This window comes from Rhizobium sp. 862_C5_N1_2, from assembly GCF_051811205.1.
GTDB lineage: Bacteria > Pseudomonadota > Alphaproteobacteria > Rhizobiales > Rhizobiaceae > Rhizobium > Rhizobium leguminosarum.
Window position 1 is genome coordinate 328015 of sequence record NZ_JBPWPT010000002.1, and the last position, 19576, is coordinate 347590.

15 protein-coding genes and 1 pseudogene are annotated in these 19576 nt (G+C 61.3%); 5 read left to right on the top strand and 11 right to left on the bottom strand.

From position 1 onward, the window contains the following. Nucleotides 1–2: 2 nt before the first annotated feature. From ACD590_RS25860 to ACD590_RS25870, 3 genes are all read left to right on the top strand, one after another. Nucleotides 3–1532, top strand: coding sequence for a class I adenylate-forming enzyme family protein (locus ACD590_RS25860; RefSeq protein ID WP_439003667.1), 1530 nt, complete (start codon nt 3–5; stop codon nt 1530–1532). Continuing rightward, nucleotides 1510–2712, top strand: a complete 1203-nt coding sequence (locus ACD590_RS25865) for a thiolase family protein (RefSeq protein WP_018245473.1) — start codon at nt 1510–1512, stop codon at nt 2710–2712. The genes ACD590_RS25860 and ACD590_RS25865 overlap by 23 nt, the downstream gene beginning before the upstream one ends. 151 nt (nt 2713–2863) lie before the next feature. Next, nucleotides 2864–3613: a sensor histidine kinase gene (locus tag ACD590_RS25870; protein ID WP_018245472.1), complete on the top strand. Its 750-nt coding sequence runs from the start codon at nt 2864–2866 to the stop codon at nt 3611–3613. 75 nt (nt 3614–3688) lie between these two features. Here ACD590_RS25870 and ACD590_RS25875 read toward each other — a convergent pair whose 3' ends face one another. Next, nucleotides 3689–4147 (bottom strand): carboxymuconolactone decarboxylase family protein, encoded by a 459-nt coding sequence (locus ACD590_RS25875; protein ID WP_018245471.1) that lies wholly within the window; start codon nt 4145–4147, stop codon nt 3689–3691. Between the two features lie 359 nt (nt 4148–4506). Between ACD590_RS25875 and ACD590_RS25880 the strand changes: the two genes are divergently transcribed. Together ACD590_RS25880 and ACD590_RS25885 are read left to right on the top strand one after the other, a co-directional pair. Then, entirely contained in the window at nt 4507–5271 is a 765-nt protein-coding gene (locus ACD590_RS25880; RefSeq protein WP_018516925.1) for an SDR family oxidoreductase, read from the top strand. 46 nt (nt 5272–5317) lie between these two features. Continuing rightward, nucleotides 5318–5731 (top strand): cupin domain-containing protein, encoded by a 414-nt coding sequence (locus ACD590_RS25885; RefSeq protein ID WP_018245469.1) that lies wholly within the window; start codon nt 5318–5320, stop codon nt 5729–5731. 49 nt (nt 5732–5780) lie between these two features. Here the strand turns inward: ACD590_RS25885 and ACD590_RS25890 are convergent, their stop codons facing one another. The 10 genes and pseudogenes from ACD590_RS25890 to ACD590_RS25935 form a co-directional block, all read right to left on the bottom strand. Next, nucleotides 5781–7064 carry a cystathionine gamma-synthase family protein gene (locus ACD590_RS25890; protein ID WP_018444596.1) on the bottom strand — a complete coding sequence of 428 codons (1284 nt, stop codon included), beginning with the start codon at nt 7062–7064 and terminating at the stop codon, nt 5781–5783. 73 nt (nt 7065–7137) lie between these two features. Beyond that, nucleotides 7138–8217, bottom strand: coding sequence for a YihY/virulence factor BrkB family protein (locus ACD590_RS25895; RefSeq protein WP_018516926.1), 1080 nt, complete (start codon nt 8215–8217; stop codon nt 7138–7140). A 3440-nt stretch (nt 8218–11657) separates the two neighbouring features. Continuing rightward, nucleotides 11658–12569 carry a protein-L-isoaspartate O-methyltransferase family protein gene (locus ACD590_RS25900; protein ID WP_439003668.1) on the bottom strand — a complete coding sequence of 304 codons (912 nt, stop codon included), beginning with the start codon at nt 12567–12569 and terminating at the stop codon, nt 11658–11660. Between the two features lie 282 nt (nt 12570–12851). Beyond that, the gene (locus ACD590_RS25905) at nt 12852–13361 is read right to left on the bottom strand and encodes a GNAT family N-acetyltransferase (protein ID WP_112907766.1); all 510 of its coding nucleotides are present in this window, start codon (nt 13359–13361) and stop codon (nt 12852–12854) included. Nucleotides 13362–13658: 297 nt separating this feature from the next. Continuing rightward, nucleotides 13659–13831, bottom strand: a pseudogene (locus tag ACD590_RS25910) (IS5/IS1182 family transposase); the annotation flags it as partial. A 46-nt stretch (nt 13832–13877) separates the two neighbouring features. Then, complete coding sequence (locus ACD590_RS25915) at nt 13878–14645, bottom strand: SDR family NAD(P)-dependent oxidoreductase (protein ID WP_018245461.1); 768 nt, start codon at nt 14643–14645, stop codon at nt 13878–13880. A 306-nt stretch (nt 14646–14951) separates the two neighbouring features. Continuing rightward, a complete protein-coding gene (dhaL, locus tag ACD590_RS25920; protein ID WP_439003669.1) occupies nt 14952–15596 on the bottom strand; it encodes a dihydroxyacetone kinase subunit DhaL in 645 nt (214 codons plus the stop codon). Nucleotides 15597–15599: 3 nt separating this feature from the next. Further along, on the bottom strand, nt 15600–16604 hold the full coding sequence (locus ACD590_RS25925; RefSeq protein WP_018516931.1) for a dihydroxyacetone kinase subunit DhaK: 1005 nt from the start codon (nt 16602–16604) through the stop codon (nt 15600–15602). Between the two features lie 57 nt (nt 16605–16661). Next, entirely contained in the window at nt 16662–18545 is a 1884-nt protein-coding gene (gene apnL, locus ACD590_RS25930; protein ID WP_439003670.1) for a D-apionate lactonase, read from the bottom strand. Then, nucleotides 18542–19576 carry a Gfo/Idh/MocA family protein gene (locus ACD590_RS25935; RefSeq protein WP_439003671.1) on the bottom strand — a complete coding sequence of 345 codons (1035 nt, stop codon included), beginning with the start codon at nt 19574–19576 and terminating at the stop codon, nt 18542–18544. Before ACD590_RS25935 ends, apnL begins: the two co-directional genes overlap by 4 nt.

Below are 19576 nucleotides of genomic sequence, written 5' to 3' on the forward strand. Positions count from 1 at the left end.
CCATGCCGATCCATGTGCAGCTTCTTCGACATGCAACGGAGACACCGGACAAGCCGGCGCTGGTGATCGACGGGCGTTCGCTCAGCTATGGCGAGCTCTATGTCCGCGCCAAGGCAATTTATCGCTTTCTCCAAGATCTCCCTCGCTCGAACCGCCGCACGCTCGATCTGCCCGGTGTGGAGAAGCTTGCCGCTCTCAGCCTTGGCAACCATATCGCCTTTGCCGAGTATTTTGCGGCGGCCACCGCCTACCCAAATGCCTGCGCGGTCGTCGACCCGATGATGCCGGCGGAAAGAATCGAACGCATAATCGAGCGGCTGGTGCCTGACGTTTTGATTGTCGACGACGATGCTGGACCAAGCGCCGAAATTGCCCGAAGACTTGGCATTCCCGTCATCGCTGCCGGAGCGGAGGCTTTCGACCTCGCCTCGACGCAAGGTGCAGCCGAGCTGCCGGTCGATGCCGATAAGATCTTTCTGATCGGCTTCACGTCGGGGACCACTGCCGAGCCGAAAGCCTATTGTCGCTCGCGCGAGCAATGGCGCCGGAGCCTCGATCGCGGACGCGTCGTTTTCGAGCTCGAAGACGCCCCCTCGACAATGTGCCCGGGAGCCTTGGCTCATGGCCTGGCGCTTTATGCGCTGGTCGAAGCTCTTGATGCCGGGGCAACCTTCCATTCAGTCCGGAAATGGGAGCCTAGTGCGGTCGCACGCGCCCTCTTCTCGGAAGGGATCGAACGGCTGGTCGCCGTTCCCACCCATATAGCCGGGATTGCCAGGGCCTGGACGGGTGAACCGGCCCTGGCCTCCCTGCGTGATGTCCTCACTGCCGGCGCAAAGCTCGATGTCAACGGTGTCGAATCCATGCGCCGCCTGTTTCCGAAGGCGCGCATCCGGGAATATTACGGCGCATCCGAGATTGGTTTCATGACCGTCTCGACCCTCGCGGGCGGCGAGATCGATTTTCCGATCGACCGGGTCGGACGAGCCTATCCCGGCGTGGAAATCTCCATTCGCGACCCCGATGAAAAGGATGTCGGGATCGATGTGGCGGGAACCATATTCGTCAGCAGCGACCTGATCGCGGATGGATATCTCTGGGGCGATGACGGTCAGGCCTTCCGGGTCACACAAGCCGGAGCGACGGTTGGAGATCTCGGCGAACTCGATGCCAATGGCATGCTGCGGGTGATCGGCAGGGCGGGCGGCATGATGATATCAGGCGGCAACAACGTTTATCCCGCCGAAGTCGAGAGTGCGCTCAAGGCCTGCCCCGGTGTAGAGGATGCCGTTGTCTTCGGGCTGCCGGACGCCTATTTCGGCCAACGGATCGTCGCCGTTGTCTCGGGAGAGACGATGGACCCGAAAATCCTGGCCGATCATTGCGCGCAGATGCTCGGGAAGTACAAGATCCCCAAGCAATTCTACCATATAAGGTCCTGGCCGATGACGAGCAGCGGGAAAATCTCGAGGGGGCAAGTGGAGCGGGCCGTGGTTTCTGGAGACGATCTTGTCCTACGCCTTTCAGCCTGACGAGGATTGGCAGCCAGTCGTGGTTGCCGCCTACCGGTCGCCGATCGGCCGGGCTTTCGGATCGCTTGCGACTGTCGCGGCGGAAGACCTGCTTGCGCCGATCATTCATCGGATCCTTTCCGAAACGGGAATTGCCCCCGACACCATAGACGACGTTCTGGTGGGCAACGCCGCAGGTGGCGGTGGAAACATCGCGCGGCTGGCAGCCCTCACCGCAGGTCTGCCCATGGCGGTTCCGGGCGTGACTATCGATCGGCAATGCGGCTCGGGTCTGGAAGCGATCATCACCGCAGCCCGTCTGATCCAGGCGAAAGGCGGGTCGTGCTTTCTGGCCGGCGGCGTGGAGAGTGTCAGCACCGCGCCATGGCGCGTCGAAAGACCAAAGGCGAATGGGATGCCGCCGCGATTTTACGGGCGCGCCCGGTTTTCGCCTGAAACGATCGGCGATCCGGAAATGGGAATTGCCGCCGAAAACGTCGCGCGGCAGTTCGGCATAACGCGCCAGAGACAGGATGAATTCGCCCTGCGCAGCCACCGGCTCGCCGTGCAGGCGGCCGAGGCGGGCATCTTTCGGCCCGAGATCGTTGAAATTCCCACCAGCCATGGTCAGATCGAACGGGACGAATGCCCACGTGCCTCCACATCCCTCCCGGCGCTCGCAAACCTCCGGCCGGTCTTCCTGGCCGATGGTTCGGTGACAGCAGGCAATGCCTGCCCGCTGAACGACGGCGCCTGCCTGGTACTTGTCATGAGCCGCGCAATGGCGAGAAGCATGGGCATCGAAAAGGGCCTTGCCTTCATCGATAGCGCCGCTGCCGGTGTGGATCCCAATCTGCTTGGTATCGGGCCGGTCGCCTCGACCAGGAAGCTGCTGCAGCGTCAGTCCGGGCTCTCGCTCTCCGACATCGATGCCATCGAATTCAACGAGGCCTTCGCGGCCCAGGTTCTGGCATCGCTGGATCAGCTCGATATTCCTGCCGATACGATCAACAGGAACGGCGGAGCGATTGCCTTGGGCCACCCGTTCGGGGCGTCCGGCGCAATCCTCGTTACCCGACTATACAGCCAGCTGATCCGCGACCTCAGCGGATGGGCGCCGGGCGCGACCGGCCTGGCCATGATCGGTATCGGCGGAGGCATTGGGCTGACCGCCATGTTCGAGGCTACCCAGCTTTCCTGACCAAAATAGGGTAACGGCATCCGGCGCGCGACCATACGACGGTATTGCTTTCCCTCACCCTTGAACCAATCGACTACAACCCCGCTCGCGTCATAGCCTCCATTTGCTCGGGAACGACATGTCTGTTGCTGGAGCGGATGAGGAGCAAAGCATGTCGCAGTCAGATACCAACATCCTCGCTGATGAAGCTTACTTTTCCCACACTCGACCGGATGCGATTGCCTTCGATGCAAATTCTGCCGACGGCATATTCGGCGTCGTCCACGATCTGGGCAATCTGATCCAGGTCGCCACCTCCGCGCTGAACATGATTTCACGCAGTCCGGACATCGAGATGGCCCCTACCCTCCTGCCGATCTTCGCCAGTGCCAGGATTTCGCTTCAGCGTGCAGGAACGCTCGTTCAGCAGACGATGCGCCTTGCGAGCGACGGCAATGCCGCCGCCGAGCCGGTCGACATCAGGGCTTGCCTGATGGAGATCGAAGCCCTGGCCAAAGCGACCTGGGATCGCAATATCGCGTTCGAGATATATGCCAGCGAGACGCTTCCGATCTTCCGATGCAGCCGCGTAGGGCTGCAAAGCGCCATTATGAACCTCCTGCTCAACGCGCGCGACGCCATGCCGGATGGCGGCGTGATTTCAATCATAGCCACCTCCATCGACGACGAACGCGCCGCAGCCGGGATCGAATTGCGGATTTCGGACAATGGTCTCGGGATGACAGAAGATGTGCTACGCAGGGCGAGCGATCCGTTCTTCACGACGAAAGCATCGGGGCTTGGCGGCCTCGGATTGCCGATGGTGAATCGATTCGTTCGGGAAGCACGGGGCCATCTCCGTCTGGAAAGCGAGCTCGGCCGAGGCACGGTGGTGACACTGCGATTGCCCGTCGAAGGCTGAGGCCCAGCAATCCCGGGCCAAATTCATGGCATAGCCGGGCGAAGCTTTTCGCCAGGCTCATTCCTAACGCAGCTGTCAGGCGGCGGCGCGTTTGTGATCTGCCGGATGCTGAAGCCGAAAGCCGATCGCCAGCCTGTTCCAGGCGTTGATCATCGCAACACCGATCGAAAGGGCCACGAGCTCGTCATCCGCGAAGTTGGCGTGTGCCTCTTCATAAACATCATCCGGCGCATGGCTTTTCGCGATCTGAGTGAGAGCCTCGGCCCAGGCGAGTGCGGCCCGCTCCCGAGTGGTGAAAAGCTGCGACTCCCGCCACGCGTTCAGAAGCAGCAGCCGGTCATCCGTTTCGCCGAGCTTCAGCGCGTCCTGGCGGTGCATGTGCAGGCAGTGAGCGCATCCGTTCATCTGGGAAACGCGCACCTTGACGAGTTCGAGCAACTTCGGATCGAAGCTTTTGGCAATCCAGCCTTCAACGGCCACGAGGCCGTCGATGCCGCTGTTCTTATGGGCCATGAAGTTCAGACGCTTGATCATTCTTATCTCCATCGTGAGAGCATTGATGACGCAAGCCTCGGCTTGCAGGCAGTGAATACGCCTTGCCTTCCGGGTCGACCATCTGCCCCAACGGTTTATCAAGCCGATGCCTGTTGACGTCATGTTCCGCCATTTCGGCCAGCTGGCCTACTGCGTTGGCATAGGGTGACAGCGACCGAGGAAGAATAGTTTGGGACCGCGATCCGGCGCATCCTCCTGCCCATCGGTTACCGGCCGCACCGGCGACGGTCCCTATGAAGTCGCTTCGCTCATTGGGGACGCGGTGGGCATGCCGAGCAGTTGCCTGCTCACCTTCAGGTCACCAGAGGACATCCTCGTAAAGGACAAGGAGACTAAACATGAAAATCGTCGTTATCGGCGGCACTGGCCTCATCGGCTCCAAGACCGTGGAAAGATTGCGTAACAAGGGGCACGAGGTGTTGGCGGCTTCGCCGAACTCGGGTGTGGACACGATTACCGGCAAAGGCCTGGCGGAAGCGCTCGCTGGAGCACAGGTGGTGCTCGATCTCGCAAACTCACCCTCGTTCGAGGACAAGGCCGTCCTGGAATTCTTCCAGACGTCGGGCCGCAATCTGCTCAAGGCAGGGGCTGCCGCCGGCGTCAAGCATCACATCGCGCTGTCGATTGTCGGCATGGAGCGGCTGCAGGGCAGTGGCTACATGCGCGCCAAGATGGCCCAGGAAGAGCTGATCAAGACTTCCGGCATACCCTACACCATCGTGCACTCCACCCAGTTCCATGAATTCATGGCTGGCATCGCCCAGTCGGGTACCGTCGGCCAGACCGTGCATCTGTCGCCGGCTTATGTGCAGCCGATCGCCTCGGACGACGTCGCCGACGTCATGGCCGAGGTGGCGCTCGGCACGCCTCTGAACGGCACGATCGAGATCGGCGGGCCCGAGAAAGTCCGCCTCACCGAAATCGTGACGCGTCTCTTCAAGGCGACGAATGATCCGCGGCAAGTGGTGGCGGATCCGCATGCCCGCTACTTCGGCGTGGAGCTCGAGGATAATTCGCTCGTGACCGGCGCCAAGGCGCGGCTTGGCCAGATCCGCTTTGACGATTGGCTGAGCCGGCAGCCGCCCCAGAAGAAGAGCGCCTGACACCGGGCGCCAAGCGACCCATTCCCATCAACTGAGGAGACCAGACATGCTCAAAAAAATGATCTCGGCAGCAGCGCTTGCGATTGTCCTTGCCGCCGGCACTCAGGCTTATGCCGCAGGCGGCGACGCGAAGGTTCGCGTCGTTTTCGACCAGAAGCTTCCCAATGTTCCCGGCAAGAGCATGCGGGCGGTGCTCGTCGAATATGCACCGGGCGGGTCGTCGCCCGGCCATACCCACCCGGCCTCGGCCTTCATCTATGCGACCGTTCTCGAAGGGGCGATCACCAGCAAGGTGAATGACGGGCCGGAGAAGGTCTATAAAGCAGGCGAAAGCTTTCCCGAATTTCCGGGCGATCATCACGCCGTCAGCAAAAACGCCAGCAAGACAAAGCCGGCGCGCCTGCTTGCGGTCTTCGTGCTGAATACCGACGAGACGGAACTGACGACCGACGACAAGTGACGTGACCCACGATGCCCGGCACCGCCGGGCATCGATTTCTCCCGCCGCATCAGGCGCCCTGCAGCGCCAGTTCCAGATCCGCCACCAGATCATCCGGATGTTCGATGCCGATCGACAGCCGGATCGTCGATTCCAGAACGCCGATCCGCTCCCGGATATCGGCGGGCACGCCGGAATGCGTCATGGTTGCCGGGTGGCTTGCGAGCGACTCCGTGCCCCCGAGGCTGACCGCGAGCTTGAAGATCTGCAGCGCGTTCAGGAATTTGAACGAGGCGGGCTGACCGCCGCGGATGTCGAAAGAGAAGGTGGAGCCCGCGCCGCTGCATTGCGCGATGAAGGTCCGGCCGGCCGGCGATTCCGGATCGTGGTAGGGCAGGTAGTGAACCTTCTCGACCTTCGGGTGATCTCGCAGAAAGTCTGCAACGGCCCGCGCATTGCTGTTGGCCCGCTCCATGCGAAGCTGCAGCGTTTCCAGCGAACGGCCGAGCATCCAGCAGGAATGTGGATCGAGCTGCGTGCCGATCGCGCCGCGCAGGGCCTTGATCTGCTTGATCACCGCCTTGCGACCAAGAACGGCGCCGGCGATCAGGTCCGAATGACCACCGACATATTTGGTCAGCGAATAGAGCGAGATATCGGCGCCGTGCTCGATCGGCCGCTGGAAGACCGGTCCGAGCAGGGTGTTGTCGCAGACAATGATCGGCATATGGCCCTGTCTTGCACCAATCATGTCGGCCACGCGTCGGATCATCGCGACATCGACCAGACTGTTGGTCGGATTGGCAGGCGTCTCGATCAGGATGACGGAGACGCGGCCCTTGGCCATCGCCTCTTCCGCCGCCTTTTGCACCGATCCTTCGCTGACGCCGTCGGCAAATCCAATGGCGGCGACGCTGAAGTTCAGAAAGGTCTTGGCCAGCAATGTTTCGGTTCCCCCGTAGAGCGGCTGCGAATGCAGGATCGCATCCCCCGGCCGGACGAAGGCGAGCAGAGTCGTGGCTATCGCCGCCATGCCGGATGAAAACAGCACGCCGCTTTCCGTCCGTTCGTAGACGGCCAGCCTGTCTTCGACGATCTCGCTGTTTGGATGGTTGAAGCGCGAGTAGACGAGGCCGGCCCCCTTCCCCTCGGGCGGCTCGCGGCGGCCCGACACGTAATCAAAGAAGTCGCGGCCATCCTCGGCTGTATTGAAAACGAAGGTGGAGGTGAGAAACACCGGTGGCTTGACCGCCCCTTCCGAGAGTTCGGGATCGTAGCCGTAGTTCAGCATCTGCGTCTCGGGATGCAGCGCATGATTGCCGATATGGGTTTTGGAAGGATGCGGGGCGGTCATCAACGTCTCCTGTGTCGGGACTGCAGAAATGGCAGAATACATCAAAACCATATGAGAGGAGCAATCATCGCGGTCAGCTTATGGTCTTGCCCAGAGTGTCGGCGACATAGGCCCCGCGCGATCCCATCGGCAGCGGCGCTCCCGTCGTCGTGTCCTTCGCGGTCTGATGCTCCAGTTCGGCGTTCAGCTCGCCTCCGATGATGAGAATGACGACCGAAAGCCAGATCCAGATGAGGAAGCCGATCAGTGCGCCGAGTGTGCCGTATGTCGCGTTGTAATTGGCGAAATGATCCAGATAGTAGGAGAAGCCGAGAGACATGGCGGTCCAGGCGACCGTGGTCAGAGCCGCGCCCCACGTCATCCACCGGAGTTTGGCAGGCTCCCGGCTGGGGCCGAAGCGATAGACTGATGTAACGGCCACAGCGACGACCAGCAGAAGCAGCGGCCATCGCATGAGAAGGGCCATGTGCTCCTTGAATTGATCGAGCCAGAGATAGGAGAGGACAACAGGCATGACCCCGACGAGCGCCACCATGACAATTGTCAAAAGCATTGCGCACAAGGTGAAGCAAAGGCCGATCAGGTTCAACCGGACAAGCCCCCGCTTCTCCTCTTCCTCATAGGCGACGTTCATAGCGTCGAAGATCGCCAGCGTGCCGCTATGCGTGCTCCAGAGGGCGATGCCGAGACCGACAAAAAAGGTGATGCCGAGCGTAGCGTCGCGACGATCGACGAGTTCCTTGATCTGGTCGGCAAGAAGATCGAACGCGCCTGATGGCAGAAGGCCAGCCAATTCGCGAAGATGTTCGGATATGGTGGTCGGATCTGCAACCAGCCCGTAGAGTGATACCAAAGCCGCCATGGCTGGGAACAGCGCCAGCAGCAGATAGAAGGTCACGCCCGCGGCAATCAGCGTGACCCGGTCGGCGAGGACCTCGTGGAAGACGCGCCAGAACACGTCGCGAAGGCCGCTGAAGGGAATAGCCTCGGGCGTGCTAGCGCTGCGGCCATGATCGTCACCCGCGTGACCGACATCCGCAGATGGGGCAGCCGACCTGCGCTCCGTCGCCTGCATCAAGACAAATGCGCCGATCGCTGCGGCCATGATTGTCGCCGCAATGGGGAATTTCTTGAGGTGAAGCACATCTGGCATGAGGATGTTCTCCGATCTGGTGCGGAGATAACGCGGGGTTCCGCTAAAGGATGCAAGCCGTTGCTTTCCTGCGGACATTTAAGCAGGGGCGAGGTCAGCAGGTTCCCGCGGTCCGGGTCAGGCGGCAGGGATTGGAGGTGATTGAGGGGACGTCAAGTCGCGCAGCCACTGCGCTCGGTACCGCCTAAGCAACGGATCTTAAGTCGTTTTAGAAATTATAACGCATTGATATTACTGCAATCACCTCCGGCTGCGGAAGTGAAATCGGCCTTTAGTTCCTTTGCTGCGTTGTGCTGATTCTTTTCGCAAGTCTACCGATGGGGCGGCTTGAGGGCCACGAGACCGGTAGATCGGGGCGCAGCTCCGATCGAGAGCGCGACTTGGACTGAATCCCACTGCCGTCCGATGCCGGCGACCGCGACGCGCTGTGCAGCAAGCCCGACAAAACAATAGCGCCGGTGACAATGGCCTGCAATAGCCGTCTGCGTTATCAACGGCCAAATGCAAGGCGGACCCCTGCGAGCTGATTGCTTTCGCTCGGCGCGCCGCATGGCAAAGCGTCGTCGCGACCTAGATGGTGACCTGCCCGCGGACGCGATCTCGATGGCGACGGCGGTTGCTTGATAGCGTGTCGGCAATCGGCAGAACGCGCATCGACCAAGTCGCCACGCGAAAGGAACTGCGTGGCAATGTGGCGGGGACTTAATGCGCGCGTTGCTCGCGACGTCGGCCAGCTCGCAGCCTGGCGCTATGTGCCATCGGCGGCCCCTCCCCGACCGTCACTGGAGGCGCTGCTCGGGCAGTACATTGCTGGCCATCTCGCGCATCGCTTTTGGAGGCAGGGGATCATCTGCCGGCATATCGGCCGGGATTAACGCAGGTCTTCCATATTGCCAGAGAGCGAGGATCTGCGCGTCATCAAATGGCGTGCATCGAAGGTGGGCGCCGCCCTATCTGTGGCGGCGCGCCATGGCGTCACGGCCGGCTATCCCAGGCAAGGCGAACTCGATGCTGCCTGCCCCCACATGCGCTCGGCTCGCCACCGCAAGCAATTGGCGATCGTTGTCGCTGGGGCATGTGCGCTGACGGACGGTCGGCCGATATCAGCGATCGCCCGTTTGGACAACGAGTTGATACGTCGGAAAGCCTTGGCATTGAGCTCCCGATCCCGTCGGCAGCCCCTCCCCTGTCGCGTGAACTTTCCGCTCGATCACGTGGAAAGTCGGATGCGACGACGTTCCGTCGGTCGGCCATCGCATGGAAGGTGCAGCTTCAATGACGGCAGGACAGTCGATCCTCCAGTCTTCCCTCAGGGGAATCCAGGAACCCCCGTAGGCCAGTTATCGCCCGATCATGCCGTTGTCCGCGGACAACCGGTTGATCAGCCCGGCAGCTGTCAGGTCGTTTGCACATGAGTTGGTACCCGCGGCAATTGGTTTGCGCAGTCGGGAAAATATGCCCGATATCGCGCTACTGATGGACGCTGTGACCTAGCGGCACTGTGGCCGCCTCGGTGGCTCTGCCTGGTGTCGTAGAGCAGCCGTTTCCTGCGCCTCGCCGAGCAGGCGTGGAGGTATTCGGCCCCAGTGCTTCCGAAGAGCCCTGTCGCGTCTGCCGACAGGATCTCGATCCCGGAAGCTGCTGCCGGTTTGATGAAGTGCAGAATGCCACCCATTCGAGAGCCTGCGGCGCTGCGGCTTCACTCTCCGAATGGGATCCGCGACCGGGATGGCAGGGCGCCGCCGCGGCGTCATTGTCGCCGCTTTTTACGTCTAGTCGAAGAGGCGGCAATCGAGGTCGCCCGTCGCGCGGCGTGTTAGGCTGTTTGGCTCATGGCGATGCTTCGGTCCGAGCAGATCGGTGGGCGGCGGCTCCGTCATTCGGACCCCTGCGGCGCGTCTTGGGAGAAGCTGGAGATGGGCGGCACGTGAGGGCTGCCAATCTGGCGTCCTATGAGCCCGAGCTGCATCCAAGGCTCGTCCGTCCAAGCTATATCGATTTGTCCTCTTTCCTGGGGCTTTTGTGGCCGGGGGCCGAAGCTTCGAATGATGCAGCGGATGGCTGAGTGCCGACGGCAGGATCGCCATATGCCGGAGCGGATAGTTGGATGTCGTCGCCGTTGTTGGTCGTCGGTGCGGATCGGCGAGCTTGGCGATCGCCATGTTCGATATCTCGGCCAATTCGGCGGTCGGTCGGGTGGAGACATGCGAGGCCACGCCCTTGAGCGGACGAAGGGCTAGGCGAGGCAGCTCCATTGCGCATTGTCGTCGACCATTGCGAACCTCTGTTCTCACGTCTGGATGCTGGCCAACCAGCGGTGCGATGCCCGATGCTCTCATCTAGCAATTCGGGGTGGGGCAGGTCAGCCGGCTGAAGGCCGGAGAACCACGTCCGCCCAGGTCGCTGCTCGGCAAGTTGTCCGCGGACAACGCCACTCCCAGCGCTGATCGCGTGAGAGAAGGCCGTACCCGCCTGGCACCTCCTCTGCGAAATCCGCGCAATCGTCAGGCTTGAATTTGCCGCATTGCGACATTACCTCGTGACGGACCGAAGCGCTTTCCCCTCCTAGCCGCTTCGGTCCGACGGACAGCACTTCTCCTCCCAGGCTGTCGGTCACTATCGAAGCCCGGCGCATCTCTCCCGCGCCGGGCTTTTGCCATTCTGGCAACCTGCCGTCGGAAAGGCAGCGCATCCTCACTTTCCATTCGTGCCGATCCGGCCTCGCGATATGTGTCGAGGTCGAGGAGGCTTGGGCCGGCGATGGGATGTCTGCGTCGCCGGTTTATGCCGCGACCGCCGCATCGACTCCAGCAGAAGAGCCGCGCGTGGTTGTCTCGCGAGACCGCTTGTGAACAAGCCGGGCGCCAAGAGCGCCACGACCGACGATGGCGCGGTCGCCACCGCTTGCTGGCATCTGCCTCCGGTCTGCGCGGCGCCTTCTAGGAGGAAGCGCCGAATGCCTTGGTCATGTCGTTCCAGTCTATTAGAGCGGATCAAGTCAAATGCTGGTGCACCATATCTGACGCACGCCGGCCGCTGCCCTTCATTACGCCGTCGGCACCCAATCCGGTCTCGATCTCAGTCGGTATGCGGTGGCTCGGATCCTTGCCGCGCGCTTGCTGAATTCGAGAGAGGATGGATGGTGATTTCCGCAGCCGGCCCTCCAGCACCGGGCAGGGAAGGGTGCCGGTGGGGTCTGGACTAACCCTCGAGATCGCGAGATCCGAGGCCGGCGCTCTGAGCGTGTTGCCGCCTGTGCCTTACGCCGGGTGCTTGAGAGTTGCGCCGTCATCGTGGTCAGAAGTGCGGCTAGCTGATCGCGCCGGTCGAAAGAAGAATGGTGTCGAGGACGTCAAGCTCTTCGATGCCGCCGCGCGCCTCATTGCTTTCGTTCCCTATAGAGATAGGCCTCTCAGTCTTGCGGAACCGGCGCGGATTCCTCAGACGTCGTCATAGCAGAGCGCCCATTGGTCGCCGATATGCCAGCAGCGCCCTATCCGCGGGTCCGTCTTCCAGAGCAGGCTCTTGACGAACTCGATGCCGCCGCGTCTGAAGGCGGCGGTCAGCGCCTCGATCTCGTTATCGTCGATTGACAATCCACCGTTGGCGCAGACGAAATAGGCTACGCCGATCCAACGCGCCGCAAATCCGCCCTCGCCGCGCACGATACGAAGTGCGGCGCCATGGGACGCATGACGGCCGCCTTTCGACGGTCGGTCCTGGCGCGGCACGCCGAGCGGCAGCACCAGACGCCCTCCAGGCCGCAGTCTTTCGATCCAGGGTTCAGCAGGCCGCGCGACGGCGAAATTCACATAGATCGCATCCACTTCTTGCTGCGGCCATTGACTTCCGTCGGCGTTGATGACGCTGACATTGGCTCGATCCGCAAGCGCTGCTTGAGCGTGGGCGGCCAGATCCGGATCCATCTCGACGGCATAGACATGACCAGAAGCGCCGACCAACTCTGCGAGAATGGCGCTATAGTAGCCGGTGCCTGCACCGATATGGGCGATACGGTCGCCGATTTGTACGTCCAGCTCTGCCAGGAGCCGGGCATGCAGTGAGGGGCTACCGTTGTTGACACCCTTGTCGGACTGCAGGGCGAAGAGCACGTCCTGATAGGCCAGAACCACGTCGGAGGAGGGGAGGGGGCGATATCCGCCGCCTAGATTGGCGATCTGCCATGGCGGCGGACCGAGAAATTTTTCGCGCGGGACGGTGGCAAAGGCAGCTTCGATCCGCGGGTTCGTCGTGGCGGCGGTTGCCACCACCTGATGGGCGTAAGCGCGGCGGACCACCGCCAATTCGTCGGCCGTGAACATCGCAGTCGGCATGGGCAAATCTCCGGGCATGGCTTTGACCTGTTCCCTTTTTACGTCTTTGCGGCTCCAAATCCATCTCTATCCCGGTTCCTGATCCTTATGGATGGTGGATAGCCTTACTTGACAAGGAAGCCTATGACGGAAGGTAAGTGTTATTTAGCTTCCATGTAGGAAAAGTACGGTGTCACTTCATGGGGTTAATGTTCCGCAGGCTGCATAATTTAGCTTCTTCGCCGCACATCAAAGTGTGGCCTGCAAAGAGGCGGCATCGGCCCTTGGATGCCAAGCACTCCCCAGCGCCATCGACACGCTTCAGGCGTCGGGTATCCTGTGGCGCCCGGTGTCTACTCTAAAACGCTTCTTGATCCTGTCGACGGGTGCTCCGTCCTGAAGCGGAACCTGGACCAGTCGATCATAGGTCTCGAAGCCCATCTTTGCGTAATAGCCAAGGCCGCTGACGTTGTCGGCGCGAATGGTGGCATTAATGAATTCGAGCCCGAGCTCTTCCGCTGCCGCTCGGGTTGCGGGAAAAAGTGCGCTGCCGACGCCTGCGGTCCGTGGGTTCATGCGGGCAAAGGTCGCAATGTCGGCGAAGCCTTTTGGCGGATCGCCGTATAAGCTCAGCGACTGAAAACCGACGAGCGACTGATCGTGCTCTGCGACATGGCAGGTAAGAGGAAACTCGCCATCGATGAACCAGTCCGAGAACTCGGCAGCCGAAAGCGGTGTCTCGAGTGCGGTTGTTCCGCCGGCCCGGATGATCTCGTTCAGGAGACTGCTCAGCTCCTCCGCGTCAGCAGAAACGGCCCTTCGAATGTGCATGTCCTGGCTACCTCGTCTCCGACCAACAGCCTATTGGCAAGAGTAGAGAGTACAAGTCACCATGTCGTCTGCAAGGGCAAATTCCGTTCAGCGTTCAACGAACCTGCTTTACGCGCGTGGTGTTCAGGCACTCAAAAGCTTTTGCGTCTTTCGGTCGAAGAAATGAACCTTGGCGGTTTCGAAAGAAGACTTCGCCCGTTGTTCTGGTGCCGAGCGAGGCCCATTGCAGATAGGAACTGGCGCGATGAGCTACGGCGTGGACTCATTACCGCGTAGCCAAATTCGGATTCATGGGAGTTAGACGAACGCCAGATAGTTGGCCGCGAGTTTGGCGTATCTGGTCGCGACACGCCTACATTGCTTAATTTTGTTGAAGAACCGTTCGATCCGTTGCGTGCGCGATAGAGATAGGGGCTGAAGCAGATCGGGTCTTTGCGATTTCGTTTCGGCGGAATGTTCGCCCATGCTCCTTGCTGGCGAGCCAGCTCTCTAATCCAAACGGTGTGACACGTTAGCTTAGATGCGTCGCGTGAAGGCGCCGTCAACCACCAGATTGGCGCCGGTGACGTAGCTCGCCGCTGGGCTCGCCGTGAATGCGACGACGTTGGCGATCTCCTCGGGCCTCGCCATGCGGCCCATCGGGATCATGGCAACCGCATTACGAAAATCTTCGGGTTGCTCGCTCTTGATCCGATCCCAGGCACCACCGTCAAAGAACGTCGAACCGGGGCTGACGACATTGGCTCGGATACCCTTGGGCGCGACGGTCCGGGCGAGCGACTTGATGTAAAAGTGCAGCGCAGCCTTTATGGCGCCATAGGACACCTCTGTGTAAGCATTGAGTTCTGAATCCTCGACTCCCCCAATCGAGCCAATGGCGACGATGCTCCCCGCTCGGGATCGCTCAAGGTGCGGCATAACCGCCTCAACTGCCGTCACAGTGTGGATCAGATCGACGTCGAAGGCTGACTGGAACGCCTCGATACTCAGGCCGAAAGATAGGGCGCTGGCATTTGCCACCAAAATGTCGACACCGCCAAGCGCCGCCGCAGCGCTTTCAACCCAGCTCCGAAGTGCCGCTGGGTCTTTGACGTCCACCGACCGGCCCCAGGCCTTGCCTCCCTTGGATTCTAGGGCCTTGACCGCGTCCTCAACGGCGTCGCCGCTGCGGGCACAAATCGCGACGTCGGCTCCCTCCAACGCAAGACGCTCAGCGATGGCAAGCCCAATCCCCCGAGTCGAGCCGGTTACCAGTGCCTTTTTGCCAGTGAGCTGCAGATCCATTTCATGGGCTCCTCTAGTCCGACATCCATTGGAAATACCGCTTTGTGAGGTTAGGTATGTTCCCTGCAGGCAAACGCGGCAAGACCGGATCGGCATGATGATCATATCAACGTCAGGATGCCATGATCGGTGATGCCTTCAGTTTTGGTGATCTCGGCTGGCAAGCCGGCAGCCGCAAGCCTGCTTGATCGGCAATTCCGCTTTTGGCACATAGCATCGTCTCGCTGCTACGCAGCAACGTGTCGGCCATTGGGGCATAGCGGACTCTGTCAGGCTATCAGTCCAGCAGATTTATGAGTTCACGGCCTAACCATCGTGATGCTGAGCAAATTTGGCCATGGCGGAGATGATGATGACGGCGGACGCGGCGCCAGGATCGATGTGCCCGATCACGCGGTCCCCCAATCGCGAAGCCCGTCCCTTGGCCGCCGTCATGTTGCTGGTCGCTTCACAGCCTGCCCGCGCTGCCCGCTCCGCTGCCTCGAAGCATTGGGGGAGGGGCTTTCCCGACTGCCGGGCATCGAGTGCTGCGTCGGCTGCGGGCTTCCAGGCGTCAACCATCGTCTTTTCTCCGGGTTCGGCCTTTCCGCGTTCCTGGATTCCCTGCGCCATTGCCGCAAAGACGCTGAGGAAGTCGTCATCGCTCAATGTCTGCTTGCCTTTGGCGGCCGCTCCGGCGCGCATGAAGGCCGTGGCATATAGCGGGCCGGACGAAGCGCCGACCGCATTCAGGAATGCCTTTGCCGCGACGTTGAATGCGGTTGTCGGGGCAATCCCGGCGTCAAGTTCGCCGACCGCTTTCGCCGCGGCCTGGCAGCCCGCATCCATGGCAAGGCCGTGATCCCCATCGCCAATGGCACCGTCCAGTTCGCAAAGATGATCCCGTTCCGCCGCAATATCCTCGGCAATCCCGGCAAACAAGCGCTGCAGATCTTCGGTCGTAAACGTCATCGATTACCTCGCAAACATCGCGCAATCACAGGGGTGGTCGATCAATCGCTGAAGCTCGTCGTCAAGATGCATGACCGTGATCGACGCGCCGGCCATTTCGAGCGAGGTGCAGTAATTCCCGACGAGCGACGTATGGAGGATGAGCCCGGCATCGTCGAGCCGGGACTTCACGCGCCGCATCATGATGTAGAGTTCCATCATCGGGGTCGAGCCCAGCGAATTGACGAGTACCGCGACACGATCGCCCCGGTCTGCGTTCATTTCGCGAAGAATGCTGTCCATGAGTTCGTCCGTCACCGCGTCGGCCGGCCTCAGCGGCTCGCGCGCCACGCCAGGCTCCCCGTGGATGCCCATTCCGATCTCCATCTCCCCTTCGCCGATCAGGAAGTTCGGCCGGAGGGTCTGGGGCAGCGAACATGGGGAAAGCGCGACACCCATCGTATAGGTTCGCGCATTGGCATGGCGGGCGGCGCGCTCGACATCGTCAAACGAGTAGAGAAGATCGCACGCTGCGCCGGCGGCCTTGAAGATGAAGACGTTACCCGCCACGCCCCGTCGTCTATCCCTTTGATCGGGAGGAGCAGACGCCACGTCATCCGTGGTCAGGACGGTGCGTACCTCGATCTCGTCAAGTGCCAGCATCTCGGCTGCCATGTCGAAGTTCATCACGTCGCCGGCATAATTGCCATACATGAACAGCACACCGGCGCCGCCGTCGACTGCCATGGCGCAGGCGACAATCGGATCGGGCGGCGGCGACGCGAAGACGTTGCCGATTGCGGCCGCGTCTGCAAGCCCCTTGCCGACGAACCCCAGAAATGTCGGTTCGTGCCCGGAGCCACCACCGATGACCAATCCGACCTTGCCCTTGCGCGGCCCGTTTCTGGCGACGATCGCGCGGGGCATGTCCTCTACCGCGTAGAGATGGCGCGGATGGGCCGCCAGGACCCCCTGCAGCATCTCATCGACGGCATCGGCGCCGGAATTGATAAGCTTCTTCGTCTTCACATCGATCCTCCCGAGAGCGAGTTCCCGATCGCATAGATGCAGCAGCACCGCTGGAGGTCAATCCGCCAGCACGTCGCGCTGCAGCGGCAAGACGGTGACAGCCAATGGGGCAAGCAGCAGATCCCCGCTTGAGTCCTTGCCGGTCGGCCCGCATGCGCTGCAATCGACCTTTCTCTCTTTGCTCGTCAGATTGACGACGTACAGCCTGGCGCCTGTAGTATCCCTTGCAACGAAAGACAGGACCTCAGAGGGTGAGGAGGAGACGCATTCCTGCCAGGATGCACCAGTCAAAGCGGAGAGTGTCCGTATGGTGTTGAACAGCGAGCGCCGGCCGCCTTGTTCGGTCGGTTCCGCCGGACCGGCGATCAAACCGAACGGACCGGTCAGGGCCGATAGCGTCAGGCATTCCAGATCGGCATCCAGCACCCGTATCGCGTAACCGAATGCAAAAGCCTCCGCGAAGCGTCCATTGTGGCGTGGGTCGCGGTTGGCCATGGGTATGCGAGAGCCGGACGGATTGTCCATCGTGCGGCTGCCATAGGGATTTTGCCGCATCGGGATCGTCGACGGGCCGATGCGGTAGGGCTTGTCGCCGTAGATCGCACGCACAGACCGGGTGATGAAGGGCAGGGCTTCCAATGTCTGCATGACGCTGAGATCGTCGGCCGCATGCACGATCGGGTTGGTGCAGTGGCTGACGAAGTCGAGCTGTCCATCCGGGACGCGCTTCCGGTTGAGCTCGGTGAAATAGCTCAGCATGCCGCCGCCAATGCGAATGCCGGGAAAGGCAGCGCGAGCGGCGGTATAGACTTCATCCAAAGGCGGGCAATCTGGCCAGGTGCTGCCGGGCGGCGTCGACTGCCGGTCGACCGAAGGCGAGATCATGATCGCATCGGGCTTGAATTCCGCCAGCTGCATTTGGCGGGCGATCTCGGCGGTCTCGCTTGACGGCGATAATTTGCAGGGAAGGGCAATCTCCAGCGTCGAGCGGCCGCGATGGACCGTCGCGATTGCTGCGAACCGCCTGAGCGCGTCGACGCCGTGCCCGGCACTCGGGTCGAAATGGAAGAGGAGTTCCTGAGGAGCGATCTCCGTCAGGACGGACTTTGCCAAGAGGGTCGCATCGGCCTCTTCGGGTGTAATGATCACGCCGATATCCGGCATGGTGCCAGTGCGCGCACCGAGCTCGAGTTTTATGGCGTCGACTGACAGCCCAGCCGAAGGTTCCCGTGTGGCACCGTTGATATCCCTGATAACAAGCGACGTCTTTTGACGGACAGGCTGATTGGCGGCAATCTGGTAGGGCCAGGGCAGGGCGAGCGGCCTGACATATGTCTTATAGGATGCGTCCGACCAGTTCCTTTGATCTTCCATTTCAAAGGTGTCGCCCTCCATCCGGCATTCCGCCTGAACGTCAGGCATGACCAGGTGGGTGATGGCTCGCATGTCCTTGAACGGCTGCCAGGGCTCAATGAGATCGGGAAACCGTGTTGCCACGACCTCGCCGTCGACATGCTCGACCGTCGCCGGTGAACCTGCCAAACCGACGATCGGGTGCAGAATGCAGAAGCCGCAGCGGTTGGTCTCGAAGCCGGTCGAGGCGATGGCCTCAGCCTCGAAGTCGAGCCGGTCCGCACTTGCGGTGATGCGAACGTCAATGACAAGCCTCGTATCGCCGGGTCCCTCGCAGCGGGCGAGATAGGCGACCTCGAAGCGATCGTCACTCTGCTCGATCCGGAGATCGCTGATTTCAGGGCTGTAGGTGCCCCAGTCCCGGTCGCGAACGAGATAGGAAATCGCACGCAGCACCTCGGTCCCGTTGTAGCGGATGGTGCGGAGGTTGCCGTTGGCGAGATCGGCTTCCAGTTTTCCCGCTCTCAGCCGAACCGGCGGCGTTTCGACGAGGCGAGTGCCGTAGAGCTGGAACGCATCGACCGTCATCGCAGCATCGCTCCGACATCGATCGTCTGTCCTCTCGCCGCACTGTCATAGGCGGCCTCGACGAGCGCAAAAGTTTTCAGATTGTCAGCCCCTGACGTCGAGTGTTCCGCGCCGCGTTCCAACTGATCGACCCAATGCTGCTGGATCGCATAGACGCTCTCCTGGATGTTGTGCCAGGGCCGCGAGGCCCATGACAACAGCTTCGGGGACACGTCCGTGGTCGTGGTGCCCTTGGCGCTGGTGACTTCGAGGCCGTAACCCTGGGTCAGGCGGATCGTGCCTTCCGAACCGTCGAGCTCGATCAAGGTCTCGGGGAATGGCTCCGTGGAAAGCTTGGTGGCGTAGCTGACGTCGACGACCGATGTGGCGCCGTTTTCGTGATCGAGGAGAATGGTCGCGACATCCTCGCCCTTGATGATGGGATTGACCCGCTTGGTGCGGGCCGTGAGCGATCGAACGTCGCCAAGGATATAGCGGGCGATATCGAGCGTATGGATGCCAAGGTCTTCAATGATGAACCGTTCGCCCTCGGCGAGATAGGGCTGACCGGAAAAGACGTCGTAGGCCGAACGGAAGGAGAAACGGCCCCAGAAGGGCGTGCCGATGGCATCGGCCTCCAGCGTCTTCCGCACCGCCTGGATCGGCGTCTGCCAGCGAAAGTTCTCGTGCACCATTAGCGGTATGCCGGCATTGCGGCACGCCTCGACCATCGCCTTCGCATCCGACAAGGTCTTGGCGAACGGCTTCTGGCAGATGGCCGGCACCTTGTTCGCGGCCGCCATTTCGACGAGGGTACGGTGACTTTGGACGGTCGTGGCAATGTCGACGAAATCAAAACCGCCATCGGCGAACAACGCCTCGGCATCGCCATAGCGGCGATTGATGCCGAACTGATCGCCGACGAGCTTCAGCCGCTCTGGGTCGCGATCGCAGATCGCGACAATGCCGGCACCTCGAACGTCATTCCAGGCATGCATCTGGTTGATCGCAAAGAAGCCGCAACCGATCAAAGCTCCTTTTAATTCCGTCAT